We start from the raw sequence: 20,415 nt of genomic DNA on the forward strand, positions 1-20,415 counted from the left end.
CGCCTCCGACCGACCTAATGTCAAGTACCTGATACTTGCCACTGAGATGTGGTGCTGTGCGGCTTGATCGGCCCATGACTTTCACGCAGTTTTGGTCAATATCCGGAACGGAGGCACCAATGAGCCCGTCACTGGCCGGCCAGGTGGCGATCGTGACCGGCGGAGCCTCGGGTCTCGGCCGCGGAATTGTCGAAGGCTTCATCAAAGCCGGCGCCGAGGTAGTCATCGCGGACGTCAACGACAAACTCGGACAGGACCTGGCGCACTCCTGCGGGCCGCGGGCGCACTATAGCCACGCCGACGTAGCCAACGCCGACAATGTGAGCACTCTGATCCTGGAGACAACTGAACGCCTTGGTGGCCTGGATGTGATGGTCAACAATGCCGGGATCTCCACCAGAATGCACAGGAGCTTTCTCGAGGACGATCTCGCAGACTTTTCAAAAGTCATGGCAGTCAACCTCTTCGGGGTCATGTTGGGTACCCGGGAATCTGCGCGCTACATGAGCACCCATGGCGGCGGCGCCATCATCAACATTGCCTCTATCGGAGGGTTGCAGGCCGGCGGCGGCGTCATGACCTACCGCGCCTCCAAAGCCGCGGTCATCCACTTCAGCAAGAGCGTGGCAACTGAGCTGGGACCCAAAGGAATCAGCGTCAATTGCATTGCACCCGGGGGGATTCCAACGCCTATCCTGGCATCTTCAGTACAAGGCTTAGGTCTCAGCGAGGAGGCCGTCGACAAATTCGTGGACAAAACGCGTACCAGAATGCGCAACGACCGCCCCCTTCCCCATGAGGGCACTCCCGAGGACGTGGCCGAAGCCGCCCTTTATCTCGCCGCCTCCCCAGGCACAACCGGTGCAGTTCTCACCGTCGATGGAGGCACGTCCGCGACTGCCTGAGTATCACGATACGGTCGACGTGTCTGATCGTTATCGGCGTTGGCTGCCGTCTTATGTTCGCGGCGAACTAGTCTCCATCGCGGTCAAGCTGTTGTGCCCGAACAGATTGGCAGGGGCGCAATTCAGCGGTGGGCTACCAGCCACCGCCGCAGTAGCGGTGGCGAAACAGCAGCGAAGACAAGCGGCCCGGCCAAGTCTTGCTGCGGCCGCCGACCAATGCACCCGGCCAGGGTCCAACCGCATCGACTGCAAGACGGGAGGATTTCCCATGGGTATCGGTATTCAGGTTGATGGGCTGACGAAGTCCTTCAGTGCCTAGCGAATCTGGGAAGACGTCACGATGGACATTCCCGAGGGAGAGGTCAGCGGGCCGCTGGGCCCCTCAGGTACCGGTAAGTCCGTTTTCTTGACGTCGCTGATCGGCCTGCTGCGCCCCGAGCGCGGCTCGATCATGGTCGACGGCACCGGCATCACCGAGTGCTCGGCCAAAGAGCTCTACGACATCCGCTCCCTGTTCGGCGCCATGTTCCAGGACGGCGCCCTGTTCGGGTCAATGAACCTGTTCGACAACTCCACGTTCCCGTTTCTTTAGCCGCGCAGTGCGGGGAGGACGAGGTGGTCGATGACGGCGATGATGAAGTCCCGGTCGACGGGGGCGTTGAGTGCGGTGATCTGATGGAAGACCATGGCGGGCAGCACTTCTGCAATGAGGTCGGTGTCGGGTGGGTCGGGGATGTCCCCGCGTTCGACGGCGCGTTGCACCATGAGTCGAAAAGCCTGCTGGCCGGGTCGGGCGAGGGCGTCATCGACGGCGGTCTGAAGTTCGGGGTGATGACGCATGGCGGTCAGGAGACCGGCGACGATCCCGTCGCGGCGGCTGTCAGGTGAGTGCCAGCCGGCGCCAAACAGGATCATGTCGTCGCGGAGGACTCCGGTGTCGGGGATTTTCGGACCGAGGTGGGTCGACGCGACGGCGACGGCGTCGGCGACCAGGGCGGCTTTGTCGGGCCAGCGCCGGTAGATGGTGGTTTTGCCGACGCCGCAGTGGGCGGCGACCGATTCGATGCTCAGGCGGTCGTAGCCGACGTCGGCGAGCAGATCCTGGGTGGCCCGCAGGATCGCGTCGTGGCGTGCGGCGTCGCGTGGCCGGCCGGTTCGGGTCTGGGTTGTCTGCATGTTCCTAGGGTCTCGCATCGTGTGGGTAGTCACGGTCCGGGCGGCGACGGGTTTCTTCGGTGAAAGGTGTCGAGTGCCGGGGCGACGGCTTGGTCATGCCGCTTTGTGGCCGGTCAGCAGCCAGGCCGGTATTTTGGCGCGACCTGTGTCGTCAAGGGCGACATGGTCAGGCATGGGCAGTCCCCGGGGCACGTGGGCGTGGATGAAGGCCGGTCGGATCTCGTCGATGACCCAGTACCTCTGCACGGCCTGGCGTAGCTCCTCTTCGGTGACGGCCTTGGGTCCTTGCTCCAGGGACACCGGAAATGTGCCGTGGGCGAACACCAGAATGAACAGCGACGCGCCCGGCGCCGCTGCCCGGTGTATTGCCTTCAGGTAGGCGTCGCGCAGTTCCACGGGCAGGGAGTGGAACAACGTGCTGTCCATGACCGTCGAGAAGCGTCCGTCGTAGCCGGTGAGCGTCGTGATATCGGCCTGGACGTAGGTGGCGGTGGTCAGGCCACGTTCGGCCGCGGCTTGGGTGGCTGCAGCGACCGCGGTCGGGGTGAGATCCACACCTACCACCGTGTAGCCCTGCTGGGCTAGATGCAGCGATGCCTCGGCAAAGCCGCAGCCGGCGTCGAGCACGTCGCTGCGGAACTTGCCTTGGCGCATGAGTTCGGCCAGCTCGGGTTGCGGCTCACCGATGTTCCATCCCGGTGGCCCCTCGAGACCATCAAACTTCTGTTGATAGATCGCGTCCCAATCGGTGACCTGCTGAGGTTCTGTCACGATCGCCTCTCTGACGGTGCGTTGTCTCGGATATACGATACGATACGATAGCGTATATCGCAACGCAAGACCGCATCCGAGACAGGGGAGAGCCCGCGTGACCGCACCGACAGAACGCCTCGGGCGCATCGATGTCCAGTTCCACTTTTCTCCGGCGTTCTACACCGAACGCGTCAGACAGTCCGGCGGCCACATCACCACGGACCGGTGGAGCGTCGAGGCCGCGCTGGACTACATGCACAGATACCGCGTCGCAGTGGGCGTCATGTCGGTCTCGACCCCTAGCGTCAACTTTCTCGAACCTGCGGACAGCGTCGCCATGGCCAGAACGCTCAACGACGCCGCCGCCGAGGTCGCCCGCGACAATCCCGGCCGCTTCGGCAACTTCGCGACACTGCCCATGTTGGACGTTGCGGCGACCCTCGCAGAAATCGACTACTGCCTGGACGAACTCGAGATGGAAGGCGTCTGCATGATGTCGAACGTCGGTGGAACCTACTTGGGACACGAGAGTTTCGCTCCCATCTTCGACGAGCTGAACCGGCGCAAGGCCGTCGTCTTCGTCCACCCGACCGACCCCGCCTACGGACAGGTCAGAATGGCCCCCGTGGCAGAGTGGCCGTTCGACACCACCCGCGCCGCGATAGATCTGATGTACTCCGGGACGATTCGGCGTTGCCCCGACGTCAGCTTCATCCTTGCCCACGCCGGCGGGGCACTACCGATGGTGGCGACCCGGGTGCAGTCGATGAGCGCCTTCTACGGCTCCAACCCGTCACCCACGTCCATGGACGACACCATCGCCCACATCGCGAACTTCTACTACGACTTGGCGATCTCCGCGCACCCCAACGCCATCGGCGCGCTGCGCGCAGTATCCAGCCTGGAGCACGTGCTGTTCGCCTGCGACTGGCCCTTCGCGCCAGACATCGCGGTACAACAGAACGTCGCCGGGTTCGAGTCGCTCGACCTGACCCCCGGCGAGCGCCATGCCATCGAACGCGGCAACGCTGCACGACTCTTCCCGACACCGGTCACCGATCACCCGTTGGCCAGTCATGACGACCTTGCCCGCGCTCCTTTTCGCCAGGACCGCGGCGGGTAAACGTCCACGCCTTCCCGACCGCACACATTCGGACGCTCGCGGCAGGGCCTTCATCGCGCGAACCAAACTCGAGCGGTCGGTCAGGATCTATATCCGGCCGTTATGGATTAGTCGATCGACGCTGCGCGTGCGGCATTCGAAGGGTTCCCGTTGAAGACTCTCGTTCTTGACGAAACGCGCCAGCGAGAACGTCAGCCGCAGGCGGGTCCTGGCAGTCCCGGCACGGATGCAAGATCGCCGTGTCGGAACACAACCTTGCGGCATCGGCCCTTCGACGGATGAGCGAAACCAGCAGGTGCGCAACCGGTTCCATCTTAAACATTGACTCCAAAAAGACCGCGCCTGAACCTGCTGTCAGGCCCGGCGGAATACCGCGCGCGGCTGATCGGTGCTGAGGAACTCGAACGCAATCTCGGGCACTACCTCGGTGTGGCCAGCCAGCAGAGCTGACCACCCTCCAACACGGCACCACGACATCGAAAAGCACACTCACACAAAGGAAATGATCATGGCATCACATCGACCAGTAGCACTTGTGACAGGCGCCGCCTCCGGTATCGGCAAGGCGGCTGCCCTGGAACTCGTCGACGCGGGATACGAGGTGGTCGGCACCAGCCGCCACGTCGAAGGCTCGGCGCCCTACGGCAAGGTGACGTTCGTCCCACTCGACGTGTCGAAGGACGATTCGGTGGCAGCCGCGGTGGAGCAGATGCTCACGCGTTTCGGACGCATCGACGTCCTGGTGAACAACGCCGGCGTCGGATCCGCCGGAGCCGCCGAGGAGACCTCGCTGGCCCAGGATCACGCCGCCTTCGAGATCAACGTGTTCGGCACCATCCGCATGATCAAGGCGGTCCTGCCGCATATGCGCGCCCAAGGCGGCGGCCGAATCGTAAACCTGTCGTCGGTCGTCGGCTTCATTCCGATGCCGTTCATGGCGATTTACTCGGCCTCCAAGCACGCCAACGAGGGGTACTCGTGGTCGCTGGATCATGAGGTCCGCGAATACGGCATTCGCGTCGTGACCGTCGAACCGGCCTGGACTAAAACCGGATTCGATGTCAACAGTCTGCAGATCGCGGCACCACTGCACACCTACGACGCCCGCCGCAAGGTCGCCGAGAACCTCATCACCGATGCCGTCGAGAACGGCGAGGATAACGCTGTCGTCGCCAAGGTCATCGTCGCCGCAGCTACCGACAAGAAGCCCAAACTGCGCTACACCGCAGGCTCGCAGGCCCGCCTGGCCGCGACCATGAAGCGCATCCTGCCCGCCGGGGCGTTCGACCAGCAGATGCGCAAGCTCAACAAGATCAGCTGACAGCAACCAACCCCAACACCGACCATCCTGGAGCATTCTCATGGACTTCTTCGTCACCGCCGCACCCGGACTTACCGCCGAAGCCGAGGCCTATCAAGCCGAAGAGAAGCAGGCGCTCAACGAATTACGCGCCGAAGGCGTCGTCTCCGCCGCTTACGTCCGCACCGACGGGCAAGGCCTCGTCGGGATCGTGCACGGCACCGATCTGGACGACGTCAAGGCACATCTGGCGCGACTGCCGTTCGTTGCGCACGGCTACATGGCGTTCGACTACGTCCCCATCGTGCCCGTGTGATCACCGAACTCACGACGATCGTGCACTCACGAACCCCCGTTTCCCCGGATCGACGCATGGCACAACCGCTCCGATCCTCTTGTCGAGGGCAGTGTTACGGACCCAACCCCGGTGACGCGACGCGATGATCGCCGTGTTCCGCGGCGCCGCCGATGCCGGCGTCACCTTCTTCGTCAAGTCCGCCGAGGGTTACGCCCCCTACTTCGACGAAGAACTCGTCGGTGCAGCCCTCGTGTCTTAGTCGAGCAGGGTGTCGTCGCCGCGCGCCGTCATTGAGGGTTGTGGGCGGCGCTCGGTATCGGAGTGGCAGGTTGCCGCATCCGGCGAGGTGGTCAGCGCGGATGCGGGCGACCTGCGGCGTTGCAGTCGCCGGTCGTTGTTGAGCACGGCGGCGCAGGCGTAGGTGCACAGGATTGTCCCGGCCACGGCCACCGGGGGAATGGTCCACAGGCGTCGCAGCGCAACTGCGTGGCGGCACTGCTCGACGTAGGTGTGGGTTTCCCCGATCGCGGGGCCGGGGTGTTCGGCGAGTGCTGCTTGGCTGGTATCGAGCTTGAATGCGTTGCCGCACACGATGGTAAAGCCCCAGCGGTCGTAGGTGTTCAGCGATACCGGGAAGCTCATCACCAGCAGGGCGACGGCGATGATGGTGGCGCAGAGGCCGATCACGCCGGCGGTCCGGCCGATGAGGGGTTCGCGCGAGGTCATGTCATGCAGACGTTGGAGAACAGCAAAACGGGCCAGGAGACGATCGAACCCAGGAAGGACACGATCAGGTCGGCGCCGCGCATGGAGTGCAAATGGTCGGTGTGGGTCGATGACCAGATCAGCCCGATGATCAGGTACGGGGTCCCCAAGACCAGTCCAAGTCCGATCCATTCCGCCACAGTGAGTTCGTAGCTGAGTATTTGTCGAAGTTTGGCGAGCAACCCACACTCCCGTCGTCGTCCGATCCGCCGTGACCAGCACCAGGTGTTGTGCACGACGGTTCTAGACGCAGCTGGCGCCACCGGATCTCATTAAGTGTTCTAGCGGCCACATCGTCGTGAGTCAAGCCGACTTAAGTTAATCACTATTCGGACCGTTGTCACGAGTGTTCGCAGATTTGGTCGGGCGCTGTCGATTGCGCTGTCGATCGTCTGCAGTTGATCGGTGGTGGCGCGTATCGATTGGGATCGCTGGCGGTGTGGGCAACGCGGATGAGGGCCGCGGTGTTGGTTGTTATCGGCCGCGGCGCGCGGTGGTTCCGGTGCGGGCGGGGCGGCCGAGGAGAGCGACTTCGGTGAGTCGCCGCGCGGTGGCGCGGACGCCGGCGCTGTCAGCGCGGCGGACGACGCGCCCGAGGTCGACGATGACGGCGTAGGCGGCGTAAACGGCGTATCGGGCTCGGGCAGCGGTCATTTCGGGGCGCGTGGCGGTGACCAGGCGGACCCAGGCGTCGGCGGTGGACTGCTGTATCGCGTCAAGCATGACGAGCTCGTGGTCAGGAACGTGATAGCGCTCGGTGTAGTAGACGTAGGCAATTTCGGGGTAATTGAAGGACCGGGTGACATACGCGGTGATCAAGGCGGCCAGCGCATCTTCGGGTTCGGGGTGGCGGGCGACGATGGTGGCGACGTCTCCGGAGGTGCGGTCGGCGGCGCGGCGGTAGGAGGCAACCAGCATGTCGGCTTTGCCCGGGAAGTAGCGGTAGAGCCCTGATGGCTGCATGTCGACGGCGGCGGCGATGTCTTCCATGCCGGTGTCGCGGAATCCCCGCTCGTAGAACAGACGCATCGACTCTTGCAGGACGAACTCGTAGGTGCCGCCAGCCGCGGTCAGAACTGGGCGGGAGTAATACGGGCCGCGGTTGGCGCGGTTGGCGGGCAGGTCGGCGGCCAGGATGTCGGCGGCCATCTGGGACATGAAGTTACGGACCTCGCCGGAGGCCAACGGGGTCGAGTGGTCGGTGATGCTGCCGATGACCGAAAGCGTGGCGGCCGACAATGTCGACAGTTGAGCGGTGCTGAGCTTGGGGCGTTGAGCGGCCAGCGGTCGCTGCAGTCGGCGGTTGACCAGGTCGAGATCGCGCTTGAGGGCGTCTTTGTCGCCTGGTCGCAGGTATCGGCGTTCCCAGCGATACAGTCCGCCTGCGGTGCGGTTGTCCATCGTGATGGCTACCAGCGAGGTGATCAGCTCCGACAGCACCGACGCGGACTCCCCGGCGGTGAAGTCCTCCGCGAAGGCGGTGGCCGCAACGAGCTGTCCGCTCAACGACAACATCGCCTCGCGGAACAAGTCGTACTTGCTGGGTGAGTGCCGGTAGAGGGCCGAGGAGGAGATGCCGACCCGCGAGGCGATGTCTTCCATACTGACCGCGTGATAGCCCTGCGCGCTGAAGGCATCGGCTGAGGCGCGCGCGATCTGCGCTTTGCGATCTTTGGGCCGGCGCCGGATGGCTGCCGGCACCCGCGCCGGCTCGCCACCTGTCATAGCGCTCACGCTAACCGCCGACCCGGCTCACAGTGACGGCAACGGTGGCGCGTCTTGGCCTCGGCTCGGCGCGCGGAGTGTCTGCTTGCAGGTATGTGGCGAATTATTGATCACTTCAGCCCCCGATCTTGAATCGATGACGGACGTAGGGCGGCCACGTATTCGCATCACGATGCAGATCACTGTGCCCGCCATCCCCTCCGACCGCTCCCCGCGTGTGGCCTCCCGACGAAGAATAACCGTTTACATAATTGCGTGGCGGCGCTTAGTGTGAGACGCTCCACTCGACCGCAGCCGCCGTTTTCACCGGCGAGAACCGGACGGCCTCGAGGGAACGCGATGACGACATCCCATAAGCGGATCGACGCTGACGCGCTGCCCACCACCGGGACCCGGATCAGCGTCCGGTACGGGGCGGCACGCTGGAATGAACGGCCCGTTAGCGTGGCCGACGCGATGGACTTCTGGTCGTTTGCCGCCGGCGCGGCCAACGTGATCATGCAGCTGTCGCAACCCGGCGTCGGGCACGGTGTAGTCGAGTCGAAGGTCGACTCCGGCAACCTGCTCAAACATCCGTGGAAGCGCGCCCGAACCACATTTCAGTACCTGGCTGTCGCGGTGTTCGGTGATGAGGATGACCGCCGCGCCTACCGGGAGGCGGTCGACACCGCGCACCGTCAGGTGAAGTCGACACCATCGAGTCCGTTGTCCTACAACGCTTTTGACCGCAACCTGCAGATGTGGGTGGCGGCGTGTTTGTTCGTGGGTCTCGAGGACTCGTATCGGATGTTGCGCGGACCGATGACGGCCGAGCAGTCGGAGGTGTTCTACCGGTCGGCCTGGACGCTGGGCACCACCTTGCAGGTCCGCGAAGACCAGTGGCCGCCGACCCGCGCGGAGTTCGATGACTACTGGAATCAGGCCTGTCTGAGCGTGAGCATGGATGACACGGTGCGTGGCTATCTTCAGGATTTGATCGACCTGAAAATGATCAATCCGTTGCTGCGGTTGCCGTTTCGGCGGTTGCTGCGGTTTCTGACCACGGGATTTTTGGCGCCGGTTTTTCGTGACGCGCTCGGTTTGTCGTGGAGTCCGCGCCAGCAACGCCGCTTCGAGCTGCTCTTCCTGCTGGTGTCGTTCGTGAATCGTTTCCTGCCGCCGTTCCTGCGCCAGGGCGGTAGCTGGGTGCTGTTGGGTGACGTGCGCCGGCGGGTGGCGCGCGGCGCGGCGCTGATCTGACTGAGGTCGACAGGAGTTCCGTGTGTCCATGGACAGGTTGCGGCGGATGCTGGCCAGACCGCTCAGCGTGGCCGCACTCATCGAGATCGCGTTATGGCTGCTTATCCCGCACGTGGTGATCGGCATGGCTTGGGCCACCACCCATCCCGATACAATTCAAGCGTTGCAAAATAGTTGGGGCACTGCGGTTCCCGGACACCTCGGCGACCCCGCGTTATGGCTGGGGGCATCCTTGCTCTGGCCAGTCATTTTGCTGCTGCCCACCAATTGCACGTTTACATGAGAATGAGAAAACTTGCCCACCTTGAGGTTTCGGCGGTAGGCCTGGGCTGTATGGGGTTCAGTCACGGCTATGGCCCCGGCCCGGACAACGCGCGGCGGTCACGCTGATCCGGCAGGCCCACGACATCGGCTGCACGTTCTTCGACACCGCCGAGCGCTACGGCCACGGCGCCAACGAACAACTTGTGGGACAAGCCCTGGCACCGATGCAGGACGAGGTCGTCATCGCCACCAAGCTGTTCATCACCAAAACCGGTGACGACATGACCCGCAACGACCTGTCGCGCCAGATCCGCGAACACCTCGAAGCGTCGCTTTCCAGGCTGGGCACCGATCACGTCGAGCTCTACTACCAGCACCGGGTCAACAAGGACATCCCCGTCGAAGACGTGGCGGCGTGCATGGGTGAGCTTATCGGCGAGGGCAAGATCCTGGGGTTGGGGTCAATCGCAAGCTACTGAGGATGAGGTACGCCGCGCGCATGCCGTCACGCCGCTGACCGCGGTGCAAAGCGAATATTCCATCATGGAAAGGAGATTCGAGAAAGACGTCATTCCCGCCTGCGAGGAACTAGGCATCGGGTTTGTTCCGTTCAGCCCGCTGGCCAGTGGCTTTCTCTCCGGAAAAGTCGAAGCCGACACCGAATACGTCGGCGACGACGTGCGACGGGTGATCACCCGCTTCGATCCCCGCAACATCGCAGCCAACCAGCCCCTGCTGGATCTCATCACCGGCTTCGCCCAGGAGAACGGGGCCACCCCCGCCCAGATCTCCCTGGCGTGGATGCTGCACAAAAACGACTTCATCGTCCCCATCCTCGGATCACGTCAACTCGACAGAATCCAAGAAAATCTCGGGGCCGCCGAGGTCGAGCTCACCGACGAGCAGTTCAGCCGAATCGAGGCAGAACTGGCCAGCATCCAAATCCACGGCGATCGCACCGACGAGGACATCGCAAAGCTTCCCCAGAGGCAATGACACCCAGCGCGCGACCACCCCACACGAATTCATCTGCGGCGGTGCAGGTTTAACGCAATTAGCTTTGGGGAGCCTCCAGGTGCGGCCCGCTCCATCGGCTGAGGAATTCGTCGAGGCTGTGTTCGCCGAGCAGGGGTGCGCGTCGGTCGACGCCGGCTGGGGTGTCGGTGAATTTGATGGGTTGGCCGGCGAGGGCGATGGGCCGGTTGCTGCCGGGCTGTTCGACTTGCACGAGCATCTCCCGGGCTGCCACGTGGGGATTGGCGTAGATGTCGGCGACGGTGTTGACCGGCCCAATCGGGACCCGTCCACCGAAAAGGGCGACGACCTCTTTGGTGGCGATTCCCGATAGCCATTCACTAAGTGCGGCGAAGACTTCGGCGCTGTGGATCTCGCGCTGCAGACCGGTGGCGTCGCGGCTGCCGGTGGCCATGTCGGGTCGGCCGATGGTATGGGCAAGCGTCAAGCGGAGTTCGCTGAATAACCAAGTGCAAAGCCTGCGTGGTGGGTAAATTGTGTTGTTGCACAGTCGATCGCAGTCATCCCGCTATTGATCGGGGAGGGTCTACAGGCGCGAGCTTGGTTGCGGTTCCATTCGATCCAACCGATACCGCTACGTCCATCCTCGGCGCGGACGCGGGCCATGGCGCGATGGAAGTGCGTGATGCGCCCGTCGGGCGCCTCTGCACGTCGAGGACGAGATGTTCGGGTTGGGTGAGAACCTGTGCGGCACTGATTAACCCGTCAGTGCCGGCTGTCTCGGTGGATGCTCCGGTCTGGACTTCGGTAAGTGTGTCGCCGCGCTGGGTGTAGCCGACGGCCCGGCCACCGGGCATGCCGGGAACGGTGACGGCGTGGGTGTGGGTGCCGTCGTCAAGGTGGAAGGCGCTCCACATCCAGTCGTTGGCCCACCAGTCCCGTGATCCCCAGGAATGGTCGCGCTGCCCGGGGCCCGCGAACGCGAATTGCTGATCACCGATACGGATGGCACCGGTGACCCGGCAAGGGATTTCGTAGCGGGTCGAGACGCGCCACTGGTACGGGACGCCGTCGGTTTCCCAGGTGAGGTCGATCGACACCGGGACCGGTTCACCGGTCTCGTCGCGCAGCGGCGCCGCGTGGTCGGCGAATGCCTGCGCGGTGGCGTCGAGTGTGACGTGGAATCGCGTCATCGGCTCGACGCAATGCTGTACTGCTCGAAGGGATTCCGTGTGAACGATCTCGACGGAGCCGCCATCGGCGGGTAGTGGAGCCCGCTCGTCGACCACCATCAGGGTGGGTTGGCCCGGCCGGACGATGGATGCCGCGAAGAAGCAGGCTCCCAGGTTGGGCTGCAGCCCGAGTCGCACGTAGACGCCGAGCGTTTCAGTGGCGTCGACGGCGTCGAAGTACCAGCTTTCGTTCCACAACGCCTCTGAACCCGGTGTGTGGCGGCCCTCGTCGGCCGGTTCTGGGCGCAGCGCGGCCGGCGGCGAGCTGGCTGCAGGTAATAGGCTCAGCGCGTCGAGATCCAGGATCTGCTGACACACCCGGGCCAGCACCGTGGCGAACATGTCGTCCCCACGGTCGGTGCGCTCGACCACGACACCGGCCGCGATGGTGATCACCAGACACGCGAAACTCTGCCGTCGATACTCAGCCCAACACTGATCCCAGCTGAAGTTGGTGACACCGCGGCGGACGAGCTCGTCGTAGTAGAACCGCACTAGGTCGTGCTCGTGGGCGCGTCGGTCCGCCACGATCAGAGAGCTGCCCACAAAGTAGGCCAGGTCGTGCATCACCGGCCCCCACGACACCGTCTGCCAGTCGACGACCGTGCAGGAATCAGCGGTGAACAGCAGGTTGTCTAGTCGGTAGTCGCCGTGGATCAGTCCCAGTGGGGTGCGACGGTCGGCGGCCCAGCCGTCGAGAACGGAGACGAAGGCGCGGCAGACGTCGGCGTGCAACACCGACAACGCTGCCTGGTTCAGCGGGTTGGGTTGGTTGAGGTAGTCACGCAAACCCTCGGCGGCGTCGTTGAAGGCCGGCGCATGTAGCTGGGCAAGCGCGCCGATGGCCAGCTGCGCTTGCTGGTTAAAACATCCGCGGATCTGGTCGCCCACCGTCGCGTCGGCGATGTCCTCCAACACCAGGGTGAACCAGCCCGCCGACTCGTCGAACACCGCGAGATGACAGCGCGCCAGCGGGCCGTCGAACCCGTCGGGAACGTTGCGGTAAAACGTAACCTCGCGGTAGTAGGCGCCCATGCCCACACCGGTGGAGCGGCTGCTCGCATTGTCGCTGGCAAGTTTGACAATCACCGATCCCGAGCCGGCGGACGCGCGGAAACGTACGCGGTGACTCTGGCTCATCTGCCCGGTGCCGATGCGTTCGACCGACAGGATGGTCGGATCGTCGACGGCAAGGACCTCACCGAGCCACCCATCGCTGATCTGGCTTGGATCCCTGATCAACAAGGTGGCGTCGTGCGTCCTGGCAACCATCGTGGTTCGTCTCATCTTCCGACGTAATCTGATACGTACCCGTGTCAACATAGTATGTGACCCACGACCGTGTCAAGATGTGGTGGTGAGCGACGTCAAGCGCAGCTACCGGGGCGTCTCTGCCGACGCCCGGCGACAGCAACGACGTCGCGTGCTGATCGAGGCCTGTCTCGATCTCATCGGGGCCGGAGGCACCCCGGCTGTGACGGCAGAATCCGTCTCAGCCCGGGCGAAGCTGACCAAGCGCTACTTCTACGAAAGCTTCGCCAGCCGCGAGGCGATACTTCTGGCCGTGCTGGACGAGATGTTCTTCGAGTTGATCGGCAAGATCCGCGACGCCATCGATAGCGTCGATCCCGACGCCCGAGCAGAAACCGTCACCGCAGTGTTCGTTACGACACTGTGCGACGACCCACGACGCGCCCGGCTCTACGCCGAGGCCCCCGCGATACCCACCCTGCAGGAACGCCGGGACGAGGCCATCGTCGCATTCACCGACCTGATCGCCCGCGACGACGACACCGGAGCAGTTGCAAGCCTGAAACATCAACTGATGACACGAATTATCGTCTCCGGTGTCACCGACGCCGTCACGAGCTGGATCAACGGGACGCTCAACGCAGACCGCTCAACGCTGACCCAGGCGATCGTCGCGCTCAGCAGAAATGTCCGCCGGTAGGCCGGACGCCGATAGTCTGCGGTAGGCATCGACACGAGGTGGCGATGGCATTTCGGCAGTCGCGGTCGCGATCGGGTGCAGCTAGTCACCTATCGTCCGACCGTCGTAGCACGCACGTCCACGACACCGCCGCCCGGCGCTGTTCGGCCATCGCCCGGTCGTACTCGGCCCAGTCGTCGTGTTCACCGCCGGCTGCGGTGAAAATCGCGCGTAGCAAAAGCCGCAGCCCTTCGGCGTCCAGCCAGGGTTGGGGGTTGTCGGGTCCGGCGAGCTCGGCGCGCCCTTCGACCGCCGCCCATTGCCAACCGTTGCGGAAGGTGGCCGTGATCTGGGGTCGAGCCCGCAGGTTCGCCAGCTTGACAGGAGCTGACGCGACCAAGGCCAAGATGGTCTCCCCGGTAGCGGGATAGGCCAGGACGCCGGCGTTGACCAGCGACGACTGGATCGTGCCGTTGGCGCGCAACGTCGACACCACCACCAGGCCGCGCTCGTGGCTGGACAGCGATGCTGCTTCTTGCAGGGTGACGGTATCGGCGCTGGTCATGACAACCCTCTTTCAGTGCGACCAGACGACGCGCCATCCGCACCGATAGCGCGAGGAGGCGGTTCTTGGTGTGAGCGTGGGTTCTTCGCGAAGCGATGAATGGCTTGGTCGGCATGTTGTTGTATTGCGGGGTCACGGAAGTCGGCGACGATCTCCGACTGATCCACGAGGGGCCCGGTGACGGCGCCCGGTCGGCTGGCGTAGAACACGCCGCTGCGCAACTGTTCGTCGGTGACCCCATCGACCAGTCGCTGGGCGCCCTTCTCCAGCTGGTGTCCGACCCCCAGTGCGGGAAGGACGTAGGGCAACAGAAGATGATTCATCAAGGTCCGAGTGAGCAGGCCCATGTCGCGCAATGCGTCCGTCCCCGCGGTGTTGCCCGGGCTCACAGTGAGCAGCCGCAGGCCGGGATGCTTTCGCGCCAGTGCCGACATCCACAACGCACCAAGGTATTTCACCTGTCCGTAAGCGAGAAACGTGTTGTATTTCCGCTGCTCGAAGAACGAACCGTCGATGACGCTAACGAACTCCTCCACCGAGTGGTCCGCGAACGTCGGCCGCGGCATCCGCATCATGCGAACACCGCGCGCGGCTTCGCTACCCACCAGTACCGCGGTGTTGGTTAGTGCCCCGGCGTCGATGAGATTCTCCAGCAGGACAACGTGGCCCAGTACGTTGGAACCGAAGAGATGCGTGACGCCATCCGCGGTGAGCGCCTGCGGTGTTGGGCCGCCGGTGCCGCCGGCGTTCATGACCACCGAATGCAGTGCGCCATCCAACGCGCTCAGCGCTGACCTCACTGAGTCCAAATCGGTCAGGTCCATTCGAATGACCGTGAAGATGGACCTGCCCGTGAGGCGTTCCAGCTCGGCGGCCGCGGACCGCCCGCTGTCGGTGTTGCGACACCCCAGGTAGATCCTGTCGAAATCGCCGGCAAGAGCGAGTTGCCGCGCCACCTCCTTGCCGAGCCCCACGTTGGCACCGGTGATCAGAACCGCCTTGAACGACCTCGCAGCCATGCTGTGATTTCCTTTCGATAGAGACTTCGCGCCGGCACGAGCTGGTCACTCGGCTTCGTCACTTCTGTACCGGGAGCTTCATCAGCGCATTAAATTTGTAGCATATGCTACATAATCACGCTTAAGTTCGCCGATGTCAAATGTCGGGTCGTCTGGCATAGATGGCCGCTCCTCATCTTTATGACGCTGCGGTGGAGTCTATTTCGATGCTTATCAGCAAGAACGAGACGCGCCTAACGGCGAAGCGACGCCGTAGCAACGGCAGGCAAGCGCAACTGCTTTATGTAGTGTATACTGCAAAAAGATATCGCCGTGAAGCTGTTCTGACTTCCGGGTTGCCGCGAGCAGGTCCGCGCGGAACGGCGGACAGGATCAGATGAATCGGAAAGGGGGATCAGGTCAGCGGGCCCGCAGCGGCGGATCTCGCCAGACCTGGCCAAGTGATGGCAGCGAACGAATCGGTCACCGAGCCGCAACGGCTCACCCCCAAGGGACGCGCCACGCGGGATCGGATCGTGGCGACCGCAGCGCAACTGATGTACGACCGCGGTGTCGCGGGCACGAGTCTTGGCGACGTCCAGAAGGCCGCGGGCGTTGGTCCTTCGCAGGTGTATTACTACTTCGGGGACAAGGAAGCCCTGATCAGGGCCGTCATCGCCCACCGCATCCACGCGCTCCTGGCAACGCTCGGGGGGTTGGACAGCATGGAGGGGTTGCGAGCCTGGCGAGACTTCATCGTTGACACATATCGCCAGCAGAACTGCGAAGGCGGATGCCCGGTCGGGTCGCTGGTCGGGGAACTGGCCGAACGCTTCCCAGAGTGTCGGGCTGACCTCGCTGGTGGATTCGACCAGTGGGAAGCGGCGATCCGCAAGGGTCTACAGGCCATGTGGGGCCGGGGCGATCTGCGCCGCAAGGCCAACCCCGACCGCCTGGCGACCGCGTTGTTGGCCGCGGTCGAAGGCGGCATCATGCTCGCGCAGGTTCGCCGCGACCCCGCTCCTTTGGAAACGGCACTCGATGAGGTCCTCGACCGCATCGAGGATCTCAGGCCCCGACGCGCGACGGCCCGTCAGTAAGACGCAACACTGCCCGTCGCGTTCCTTGACAGCATGAGTGATCGCGTCCAATGCATCGAACAAGCGAAAATGGTTGCATGGCTGTGACTTTCGTAAAACCCGCGAGGAGAAATAGTGCTATCTCGACGAAATCGCGGTGCCGTCCGCCGTCGTAGTCCAGCGCAACGCCTACCTGGCTGGGCGATTCGGCCGCCGAAGACCCAACGTCCGTGTCGGGCGCGTCCTGAGAAGTCGAGGAAATGAGTGTTTAACGTGGCGGCTTGCTTCGGCTGGCAACTTGCCGTTTATCTCGTCGAGTTAGATCGCGCGCCGAATATCCGGCCGGGCATGCCGATCCCCAAGCGAAGAGCGCCGCCGCTAAACGCGAGCGCACATCCATCGCTGGTTGGGTGGCGGGCCGCCCGCCATGGGAAGTGTTGCCTAGGTTGGGCATCGGCGCGCCCTGCGCGTAGGAGCGCCCATGGTGTGACCCGGTTGGCGGGCCGGCCCGGCCGTCACGGTGGTGATGCCATCACCTCGCTTCCATGTGTTGCTGGTCATTGCGGTGGTCGAGTTCCACGGGTTTCCCGTTGCGCGGAGGGCTGCGCTGCATCGGGTCGACCCGCCGCGCCGGTTGTCGGTGCTGTCGTCGTGCTGCGCGATGCAAAGCCCGACCAGCACGCCGGGGCCCACAACGGGCACATCCGGCCGCTGGTGGTGCCGGCGGCTGACAGAGGGAAGCCTCAGCGGCGCAGAAGATGGCGTCGACTTCGGCGATCAGCGCCAGCACCACTAACGGGTCATCCATGCCCAGGGTCGTGGCCAGAGCATCTGGCTCGATGGTGCCAGGCGGTGCCGGCGCCGCCATCGTGTTGCACTGCGTCATAGCTACCTCCTTTCACTGTCAGCACACCGACCATCCATGTGTGAGGCACAGCCGCGGGATCGCATCCACCGTCGACGGGGGTTCGGCCGATCGCGGGTCGGGGTGACCGGGCTGCGGAGAGACAAGCAGCCCGGTCACCCGGGGTACCGGCGCGGACCGTCGGGCGTCGTGGCCGCTCAGACGCTGACCGGCTCCTTAGCGGCAGTGAAGTCGCGGACCGGGTCGCCGTTCTCAGTGATCACCCTGGTGTCGTCGATGACCTGCCCTGCGTCGGAGCGGTTCACGGTGATCTTGCGGGGCTTGGCCTTCTCGGCCACCGGGATCACCAGCCGCAACACCCCGTCGCAGTAGTCCGCAGTGATCCGGCCGGTGTCGAGGTTGCTGCCCAGCACCAGCTGACGGGAAAACACCCCGCGGGGCCGTTCAGCGGCCAGCATTTCTCGGGACGGGTCCACCGGTGCGCGTTCGGCGCGCACAGTCACCACGTTGTTCTCGATGTCGAGATCCAGCGAGTCCGGATTCACTCCCGGAAGGTCGAATTCGACATGGAATTGGTCGCCCTCGCGCCAGGCATCCATCGGCATGACCGCTGGCCGTGCGGCGGTCCCCAGCACCTGCTGGGTGAAGCGGTCCAACTCGCGGAATGGGTCGGTACGCATCAGCATGGTGGCCACCTCCGTCTGTCCTTTCCCTCGTGCCATCTATGCGTCGCCAACTGGGTTATCTGTGCCAATTGGCACAGATTTTTATTTAGCACTCGGTCGCAGCGAGTGCAAGTAGGAAACGAAGAAATTTTGAACATGCTCAACGGCAGCGCGCTACCCGGCCCGTCCGCCCCCGCCGACCGCCGATGGAGCCGGCCGTCGCACCGGGCGAGGCCCATCCGATCGGGAGCGTCAGGGCCATCCTCGTGGCGACCGCCGGGATGCGTACGCGTGTGACTATCCGTTCATCGGCACCTGGCTCGTCGTTGCGCAGGTCTGCTTGGAATGCACTGTGTGGCAGCGACGTTCGTAGGAAGTAGTCTCGTGGAACGCGGCAGTAGGCTAGAGTATGTTGTGCGGCAACGCATTTGATGATACCAAATTTCACCGTGCGACATCAGCCTCGACGTCCACGAGGCCCAGGGGTATATCGGCGGTCCGAATTTCGCAGGCGGTTAGCTCCGCGGCGGCGGCGCCGACCGACGGGGCCTCGCATCACCCTGACGCGAGGCCCCTAAGCGCGTGCGGCTCAGATGCCACCGGCGACTTTCTCCCGCCGCTGCGCAACCGCCCACCCGGTGCCGGCCAGGCCGACCAGAGCCAGCGGAATCGTCCATAGCCGGCGGGTGCCCAAAGCTGAGTTGCACGATGCGACGAATTCGCTCTTGGGGGCGAGTTGGTTAGCAATGGGGATCTGCTGCACGACCGGCGAGTTGCCGACATTGCGGTTGTCCTGCTCGCGCGCCGCCGACAGGTCGGAGTGCACCGCGCTGCCGCACCCGACACCGCCGGAGATCGACACCGGGACAAACAACCCGATCACGCCGGCGGCCAAGAGAATGACGCCGCCCAGAAGAACCAGCCGCCGTGTACTCATCACATCACTCCTTCTGTTGTGCTTGCTCAAGCGTGGACCCGCGATTAATAACCCATCGGCGTCGTCGCCAAACGTCAGGTGCCGATGTCATCGATGCGGCGCTATACCCGGCGCGCGAATGTCAGCACGGCGGCGCGCGAATGCCGCGGCCAGTCGTTGACCGCACCGATATCGATGACGATATGCCTGCGCCGCCTCCGCACGGTGCCGCCGACCCTGCAGGGTCTCGCACGGCCAGCCGAGCATCAAAAACGTTGCAGCACAGTGCATTAAAGCCTCCGACGCGATGCGGTTTGCCCTCCCGACGCGACACGGTGACCGCCGGCCGGCCGTGTGTAACGCCGCTAACACCGGCGGATGAGAAGCCACTCCTTCGCGCCGCAGATGTGACGATGACACCATGACGACGACGACAGAGGCTCCGCGTGCCGACACCGACCCGCATATCGTCCTGGGCCTCGTAGGGGCACCGGGCACCGCATTCCTGCTGGCTCGCGAACTGGCCGACTCCGGACTGAGCGACGAACTCGACCGGCGGCTGCCCGGTGCCACTTGGCGCGTCGAGGTCGTCGAAACGCGCCTGGTGAAACCGCCGGCCACAGATGCCGCAATCGTCAACGCGGCCCGGCGATTACTGCTGGATCGCGGCTGGGATGTGGTGGTGTGTCTGACCGACCTCCCGCTGCACGTTCACCGACGCCCCGTCGTCGCCCACGCCAACCCGGTGCAAAACGTCGCGATCGTGTCGGTCCCGGCTTTCGGTGTCGTCGGCGCCCGGCAACGAATCCGCGAACCGATCGTGCGACTGCTGGAACGACTCATCGGATCGCACGGCCACAGCGCAGATTCGCACGGCGTGCGCGGGACTCCGCGGCGGCTATCGATCCAACGGGTCCGCGAGTTGGGGACCGACACCGCCAGCGGAGCGTTCGCTTTCACCGCACGCGTGCTGACCGGCAACCTGGTGCTGCTCAGCGGAATGGTGGCGGCCAACCAGCCCTGGAAACTGTCCCTGCGGCTCTCGCGCGCCCTGACCGGGGCGGTAGCCGTCGGTGTGATCGGCCTGGTCACCTCCGATGTATGGCGACTGTCCGACGCATATGGATGGTGGCGGCTCGCCGGAACTGCGCTGCTGTCGATCGGCGCGACCGCGGCGACGCTGATCGTCGGGGCGGATCTGTGGGAGCACGACGCCGCGGCTGCCGTGCGAAAACAGGTGCTGCTGTTCAACATCGCGACCGTGTGCACGGTCGCCATCGGAGTCGCTGCGCTGTATGCGGTGCTGTATCTGCTGGCGCTGCTCGCGGCGTTTTGGTTTGTCGTGCCGCAGGTCTTCACCAACGCGGTCAGCCACCCGCCCTCACTGCGGGACTATGTCGACCTCGCGTGGTTTACCTGCTCATTAGCAATGATCGGCGGCGCACTGGGCGCAGCGCTGGAAACCGAGGATGCCGTGCGCGACGCCGCCTACGTTCGACGATCCGACGCCCAAACCGAGAAGGACGAAACCGCGGCTACGCCCAGTCGCGCGGCGACGTGAGTCTCTGACGCCGCACCGGCAGGCCCGCCCGACACGCTGGCCCGGACGTATTCCCAGCGAATTATGCAGCGGCCGCGACGA

General features: G+C 64.3%; 24 protein-coding genes and 2 pseudogenes. 13 read left to right on the forward strand and 13 right to left on the reverse strand.

The window, feature by feature from the left end:
- The first annotated feature begins 119 nt into the window (after positions 1–119).
- Positions 120–905 carry an SDR family NAD(P)-dependent oxidoreductase gene (locus G6N27_RS16215; RefSeq protein WP_163777598.1) on the forward strand — a complete coding sequence of 262 codons (786 nt, stop codon included), beginning with the start codon at positions 120–122 and terminating at the stop codon, positions 903–905.
- Between the two features lie 322 nt (positions 906–1,227).
- A pseudogene (locus G6N27_RS16220) lies at positions 1,228–1,488 on the forward strand (ATP-binding cassette domain-containing protein); the annotation flags it as partial.
- Between the two features lie 5 nt (positions 1,489–1,493).
- On the opposite strand, the gene G6N27_RS16225 reads toward G6N27_RS16220, so the two are convergent.
- A complete protein-coding gene (locus G6N27_RS16225; protein ID WP_163777602.1) occupies positions 1,494–2,081 on the reverse strand; it encodes a TetR/AcrR family transcriptional regulator in 588 nt (195 codons plus the stop codon).
- 93 nt (positions 2,082–2,174) lie between these two features.
- On the reverse strand, positions 2,175–2,852 hold the full coding sequence (locus G6N27_RS16230) for a class I SAM-dependent methyltransferase (RefSeq protein ID WP_232064606.1): 678 nt from the start codon (positions 2,850–2,852) through the stop codon (positions 2,175–2,177).
- Positions 2,853–2,949: 97 nt separating this feature from the next.
- Between G6N27_RS16230 and G6N27_RS16235 the strand changes: the two genes are divergently transcribed.
- The 4 genes from G6N27_RS16235 (at position 2,950) to G6N27_RS16245 (ending at position 5,573) form a co-directional block, all read left to right on the forward strand.
- The gene (locus G6N27_RS16235) at positions 2,950–3,957 is read left to right on the forward strand and encodes an amidohydrolase family protein (protein WP_163777607.1); all 1,008 of its coding nucleotides are present in this window, start codon (positions 2,950–2,952) and stop codon (positions 3,955–3,957) included.
- Positions 3,958–4,278: 321 nt separating this feature from the next.
- Positions 4,279–4,407, forward strand: coding sequence for a hypothetical protein (locus tag G6N27_RS25540; protein ID WP_264072730.1), 129 nt, complete (start codon positions 4,279–4,281; stop codon positions 4,405–4,407).
- A 58-nt stretch (positions 4,408–4,465) separates the two neighbouring features.
- Complete coding sequence (locus G6N27_RS16240; protein ID WP_163777610.1) at positions 4,466–5,278, forward strand: oxidoreductase; 813 nt, start codon at positions 4,466–4,468, stop codon at positions 5,276–5,278.
- Positions 5,279–5,318: 40 nt separating this feature from the next.
- Positions 5,319–5,573, forward strand: coding sequence for a hypothetical protein (locus G6N27_RS16245; RefSeq protein WP_163777613.1), 255 nt, complete (start codon positions 5,319–5,321; stop codon positions 5,571–5,573).
- 237 nt (positions 5,574–5,810) lie between these two features.
- On the opposite strand, the gene G6N27_RS16250 is transcribed toward G6N27_RS16245, so the two are convergent.
- The 3 genes from G6N27_RS16250 to G6N27_RS16260 all read right to left on the reverse strand — a co-directional run bounded on the left by G6N27_RS16250 (position 5,811) and on the right by G6N27_RS16260 (position 8,009).
- On the reverse strand, positions 5,811–6,281 hold the full coding sequence (locus G6N27_RS16250; protein WP_163777616.1) for a hypothetical protein: 471 nt from the start codon (positions 6,279–6,281) through the stop codon (positions 5,811–5,813).
- Positions 6,278–6,502 carry a hypothetical protein gene (locus G6N27_RS16255; protein ID WP_163777619.1) on the reverse strand — a complete coding sequence of 75 codons (225 nt, stop codon included), beginning with the start codon at positions 6,500–6,502 and terminating at the stop codon, positions 6,278–6,280. The genes G6N27_RS16250 and G6N27_RS16255 overlap by 4 nt, the downstream gene beginning before the upstream one ends.
- A gap of 292 nt (positions 6,503–6,794) precedes the next feature.
- Positions 6,795–8,009, reverse strand: a complete 1,215-nt coding sequence (locus G6N27_RS16260; RefSeq protein WP_179963401.1) for a TetR/AcrR family transcriptional regulator — start codon at positions 8,007–8,009, stop codon at positions 6,795–6,797.
- Between the two features lie 375 nt (positions 8,010–8,384).
- On the opposite strand from G6N27_RS16260, the gene G6N27_RS16265 reads away from it, so the two are divergent.
- From G6N27_RS16265 to G6N27_RS16275, 4 genes are all read left to right on the forward strand, one after another.
- Positions 8,385–9,284: an oxygenase MpaB family protein gene (locus G6N27_RS16265; RefSeq protein WP_163777625.1), complete on the forward strand. Its 900-nt coding sequence runs from the start codon at positions 8,385–8,387 to the stop codon at positions 9,282–9,284.
- A 22-nt stretch (positions 9,285–9,306) separates the two neighbouring features.
- On the forward strand, positions 9,307–9,567 hold the full coding sequence (locus tag G6N27_RS16270; RefSeq protein WP_163777628.1) for a hypothetical protein: 261 nt from the start codon (positions 9,307–9,309) through the stop codon (positions 9,565–9,567).
- A gap of 124 nt (positions 9,568–9,691) precedes the next feature.
- Positions 9,692–10,027 carry an aldo/keto reductase gene (locus G6N27_RS25545; protein ID WP_264072743.1) on the forward strand — a complete coding sequence of 112 codons (336 nt, stop codon included), beginning with the start codon at positions 9,692–9,694 and terminating at the stop codon, positions 10,025–10,027.
- Entirely contained in the window at positions 9,972–10,544 is a 573-nt protein-coding gene (locus G6N27_RS16275) for an aldo/keto reductase (RefSeq protein WP_264072727.1), read from the forward strand. Before G6N27_RS25545 ends, G6N27_RS16275 begins: the two co-directional genes overlap by 56 nt.
- A gap of 58 nt (positions 10,545–10,602) precedes the next feature.
- On the opposite strand, the gene G6N27_RS16280 is transcribed toward G6N27_RS16275, so the two are convergent.
- The 3 genes and pseudogenes from G6N27_RS16280 to G6N27_RS16285 form a co-directional block, all read right to left on the reverse strand.
- On the reverse strand, positions 10,603–11,010 hold the full coding sequence (locus G6N27_RS16280) for a CoA transferase (RefSeq protein WP_232064611.1): 408 nt from the start codon (positions 11,008–11,010) through the stop codon (positions 10,603–10,605).
- Positions 11,007–11,189, reverse strand: a complete 183-nt coding sequence (locus G6N27_RS25775; RefSeq protein WP_443677582.1) for a hypothetical protein — start codon at positions 11,187–11,189, stop codon at positions 11,007–11,009. The genes G6N27_RS16280 and G6N27_RS25775 overlap by 4 nt, the downstream gene beginning before the upstream one ends.
- A gap of 119 nt (positions 11,190–11,308) precedes the next feature.
- Positions 11,309–13,078: pseudogene (locus G6N27_RS16285) on the reverse strand (phosphotransferase); the annotation flags it as partial.
- Positions 13,079–13,112: 34 nt separating this feature from the next.
- Here G6N27_RS16285 and G6N27_RS16290 point away from each other — a divergent pair.
- The gene (locus G6N27_RS16290; RefSeq protein ID WP_163777632.1) at positions 13,113–13,706 is read left to right on the forward strand and encodes a TetR/AcrR family transcriptional regulator; all 594 of its coding nucleotides are present in this window, start codon (positions 13,113–13,115) and stop codon (positions 13,704–13,706) included.
- Positions 13,707–13,791: 85 nt separating this feature from the next.
- Here G6N27_RS16290 and G6N27_RS16295 read toward each other — a convergent pair whose 3' ends face one another.
- Together G6N27_RS16295 and G6N27_RS16300 are read right to left on the reverse strand one after the other, a co-directional pair.
- On the reverse strand, positions 13,792–14,250 hold the full coding sequence (locus G6N27_RS16295) for a pyridoxamine 5'-phosphate oxidase family protein (RefSeq protein WP_163777635.1): 459 nt from the start codon (positions 14,248–14,250) through the stop codon (positions 13,792–13,794).
- Complete coding sequence (locus tag G6N27_RS16300; protein ID WP_163777637.1) at positions 14,247–15,269, reverse strand: SDR family NAD(P)-dependent oxidoreductase; 1,023 nt, start codon at positions 15,267–15,269, stop codon at positions 14,247–14,249. Before G6N27_RS16300 ends, G6N27_RS16295 begins: the two co-directional genes overlap by 4 nt.
- Positions 15,270–15,712: 443 nt before the next feature.
- Between G6N27_RS16300 and G6N27_RS16305 the strand changes: the two genes are divergently transcribed.
- A complete protein-coding gene (locus G6N27_RS16305; protein WP_163777639.1) occupies positions 15,713–16,348 on the forward strand; it encodes a TetR/AcrR family transcriptional regulator in 636 nt (211 codons plus the stop codon).
- Between the two features lie 511 nt (positions 16,349–16,859).
- Here the strand turns inward: G6N27_RS16305 and G6N27_RS16310 are convergent.
- The 3 genes from G6N27_RS16310 to G6N27_RS16320 form a co-directional block, all read right to left on the reverse strand.
- Positions 16,860–17,213: a hypothetical protein gene (locus G6N27_RS16310; protein WP_163777641.1), complete on the reverse strand. Its 354-nt coding sequence runs from the start codon at positions 17,211–17,213 to the stop codon at positions 16,860–16,862.
- A gap of 176 nt (positions 17,214–17,389) precedes the next feature.
- On the reverse strand, positions 17,390–17,878 hold the full coding sequence (locus tag G6N27_RS16315) for an Hsp20/alpha crystallin family protein (RefSeq protein WP_163781896.1): 489 nt from the start codon (positions 17,876–17,878) through the stop codon (positions 17,390–17,392).
- 568 nt (positions 17,879–18,446) lie between these two features.
- Entirely contained in the window at positions 18,447–18,794 is a 348-nt protein-coding gene (locus G6N27_RS16320) for an aminopeptidase (protein ID WP_163777644.1), read from the reverse strand.
- Between the two features lie 400 nt (positions 18,795–19,194).
- On the opposite strand from G6N27_RS16320, the gene G6N27_RS16325 reads away from it, so the two are divergent.
- Positions 19,195–20,334: a hypothetical protein gene (locus tag G6N27_RS16325; RefSeq protein ID WP_163777646.1), complete on the forward strand. Its 1,140-nt coding sequence runs from the start codon at positions 19,195–19,197 to the stop codon at positions 20,332–20,334.
- Positions 20,335–20,415: the final 81 nt, after the last annotated feature.

The organism is Mycobacterium cookii, assembly GCF_010727945.1.
Classification (GTDB): Bacteria; Actinomycetota; Actinomycetes; order Mycobacteriales; family Mycobacteriaceae; genus Mycobacterium; species Mycobacterium cookii.

What these genes read in the sequence shown, in the direction of transcription:
- G6N27_RS16215 (WP_163777598.1), top strand. Translation starts at nt 120, where the DNA reads ATGAGCCCGTCACTGGCCGGCCAGGTGGCGATCGTGACCGGCGGAGCC.
- G6N27_RS16225 (WP_163777602.1), bottom strand. Translation starts at nt 2,081, where the DNA reads ATGCAGACAACCCAGACCCGAACCGGCCGGCCACGCGACGCCGCACGC.
- G6N27_RS16240 (WP_163777610.1), top strand. Translation starts at nt 4,466, where the DNA reads ATGGCATCACATCGACCAGTAGCACTTGTGACAGGCGCCGCCTCCGGT.
- G6N27_RS16245 (WP_163777613.1), top strand. Translation starts at nt 5,319, where the DNA reads ATGGACTTCTTCGTCACCGCCGCACCCGGACTTACCGCCGAAGCCGAG.
- G6N27_RS16250 (WP_163777616.1), bottom strand. Translation starts at nt 6,281, where the DNA reads ATGACCTCGCGCGAACCCCTCATCGGCCGGACCGCCGGCGTGATCGGC.
- G6N27_RS16265 (WP_163777625.1), top strand. Translation starts at nt 8,385, where the DNA reads ATGACGACATCCCATAAGCGGATCGACGCTGACGCGCTGCCCACCACC.
- G6N27_RS25775 (WP_443677582.1), bottom strand. Translation starts at nt 11,189, where the DNA reads ATGGCCCGCGTCCGCGCCGAGGATGGACGTAGCGGTATCGGTTGGATC.
- G6N27_RS16295 (WP_163777635.1), bottom strand. Translation starts at nt 14,250, where the DNA reads ATGACCAGCGCCGATACCGTCACCCTGCAAGAAGCAGCATCGCTGTCC.
- G6N27_RS16300 (WP_163777637.1), bottom strand. Translation starts at nt 15,269, where the DNA reads ATGGCTGCGAGGTCGTTCAAGGCGGTTCTGATCACCGGTGCCAACGTG.
- G6N27_RS16305 (WP_163777639.1), top strand. Translation starts at nt 15,713, where the DNA reads ATGGCAGCGAACGAATCGGTCACCGAGCCGCAACGGCTCACCCCCAAG.
- G6N27_RS16310 (WP_163777641.1), bottom strand. Translation starts at nt 17,213, where the DNA reads ATGACGCAGTGCAACACGATGGCGGCGCCGGCACCGCCTGGCACCATC.
- G6N27_RS16315 (WP_163781896.1), bottom strand. Translation starts at nt 17,878, where the DNA reads ATGCTGATGCGTACCGACCCATTCCGCGAGTTGGACCGCTTCACCCAG.
- G6N27_RS16320 (WP_163777644.1), bottom strand. Translation starts at nt 18,794, where the DNA reads ATGAGTACACGGCGGCTGGTTCTTCTGGGCGGCGTCATTCTCTTGGCC.
- G6N27_RS16325 (WP_163777646.1), top strand. Translation starts at nt 19,195, where the DNA reads ATGACGACGACGACAGAGGCTCCGCGTGCCGACACCGACCCGCATATC.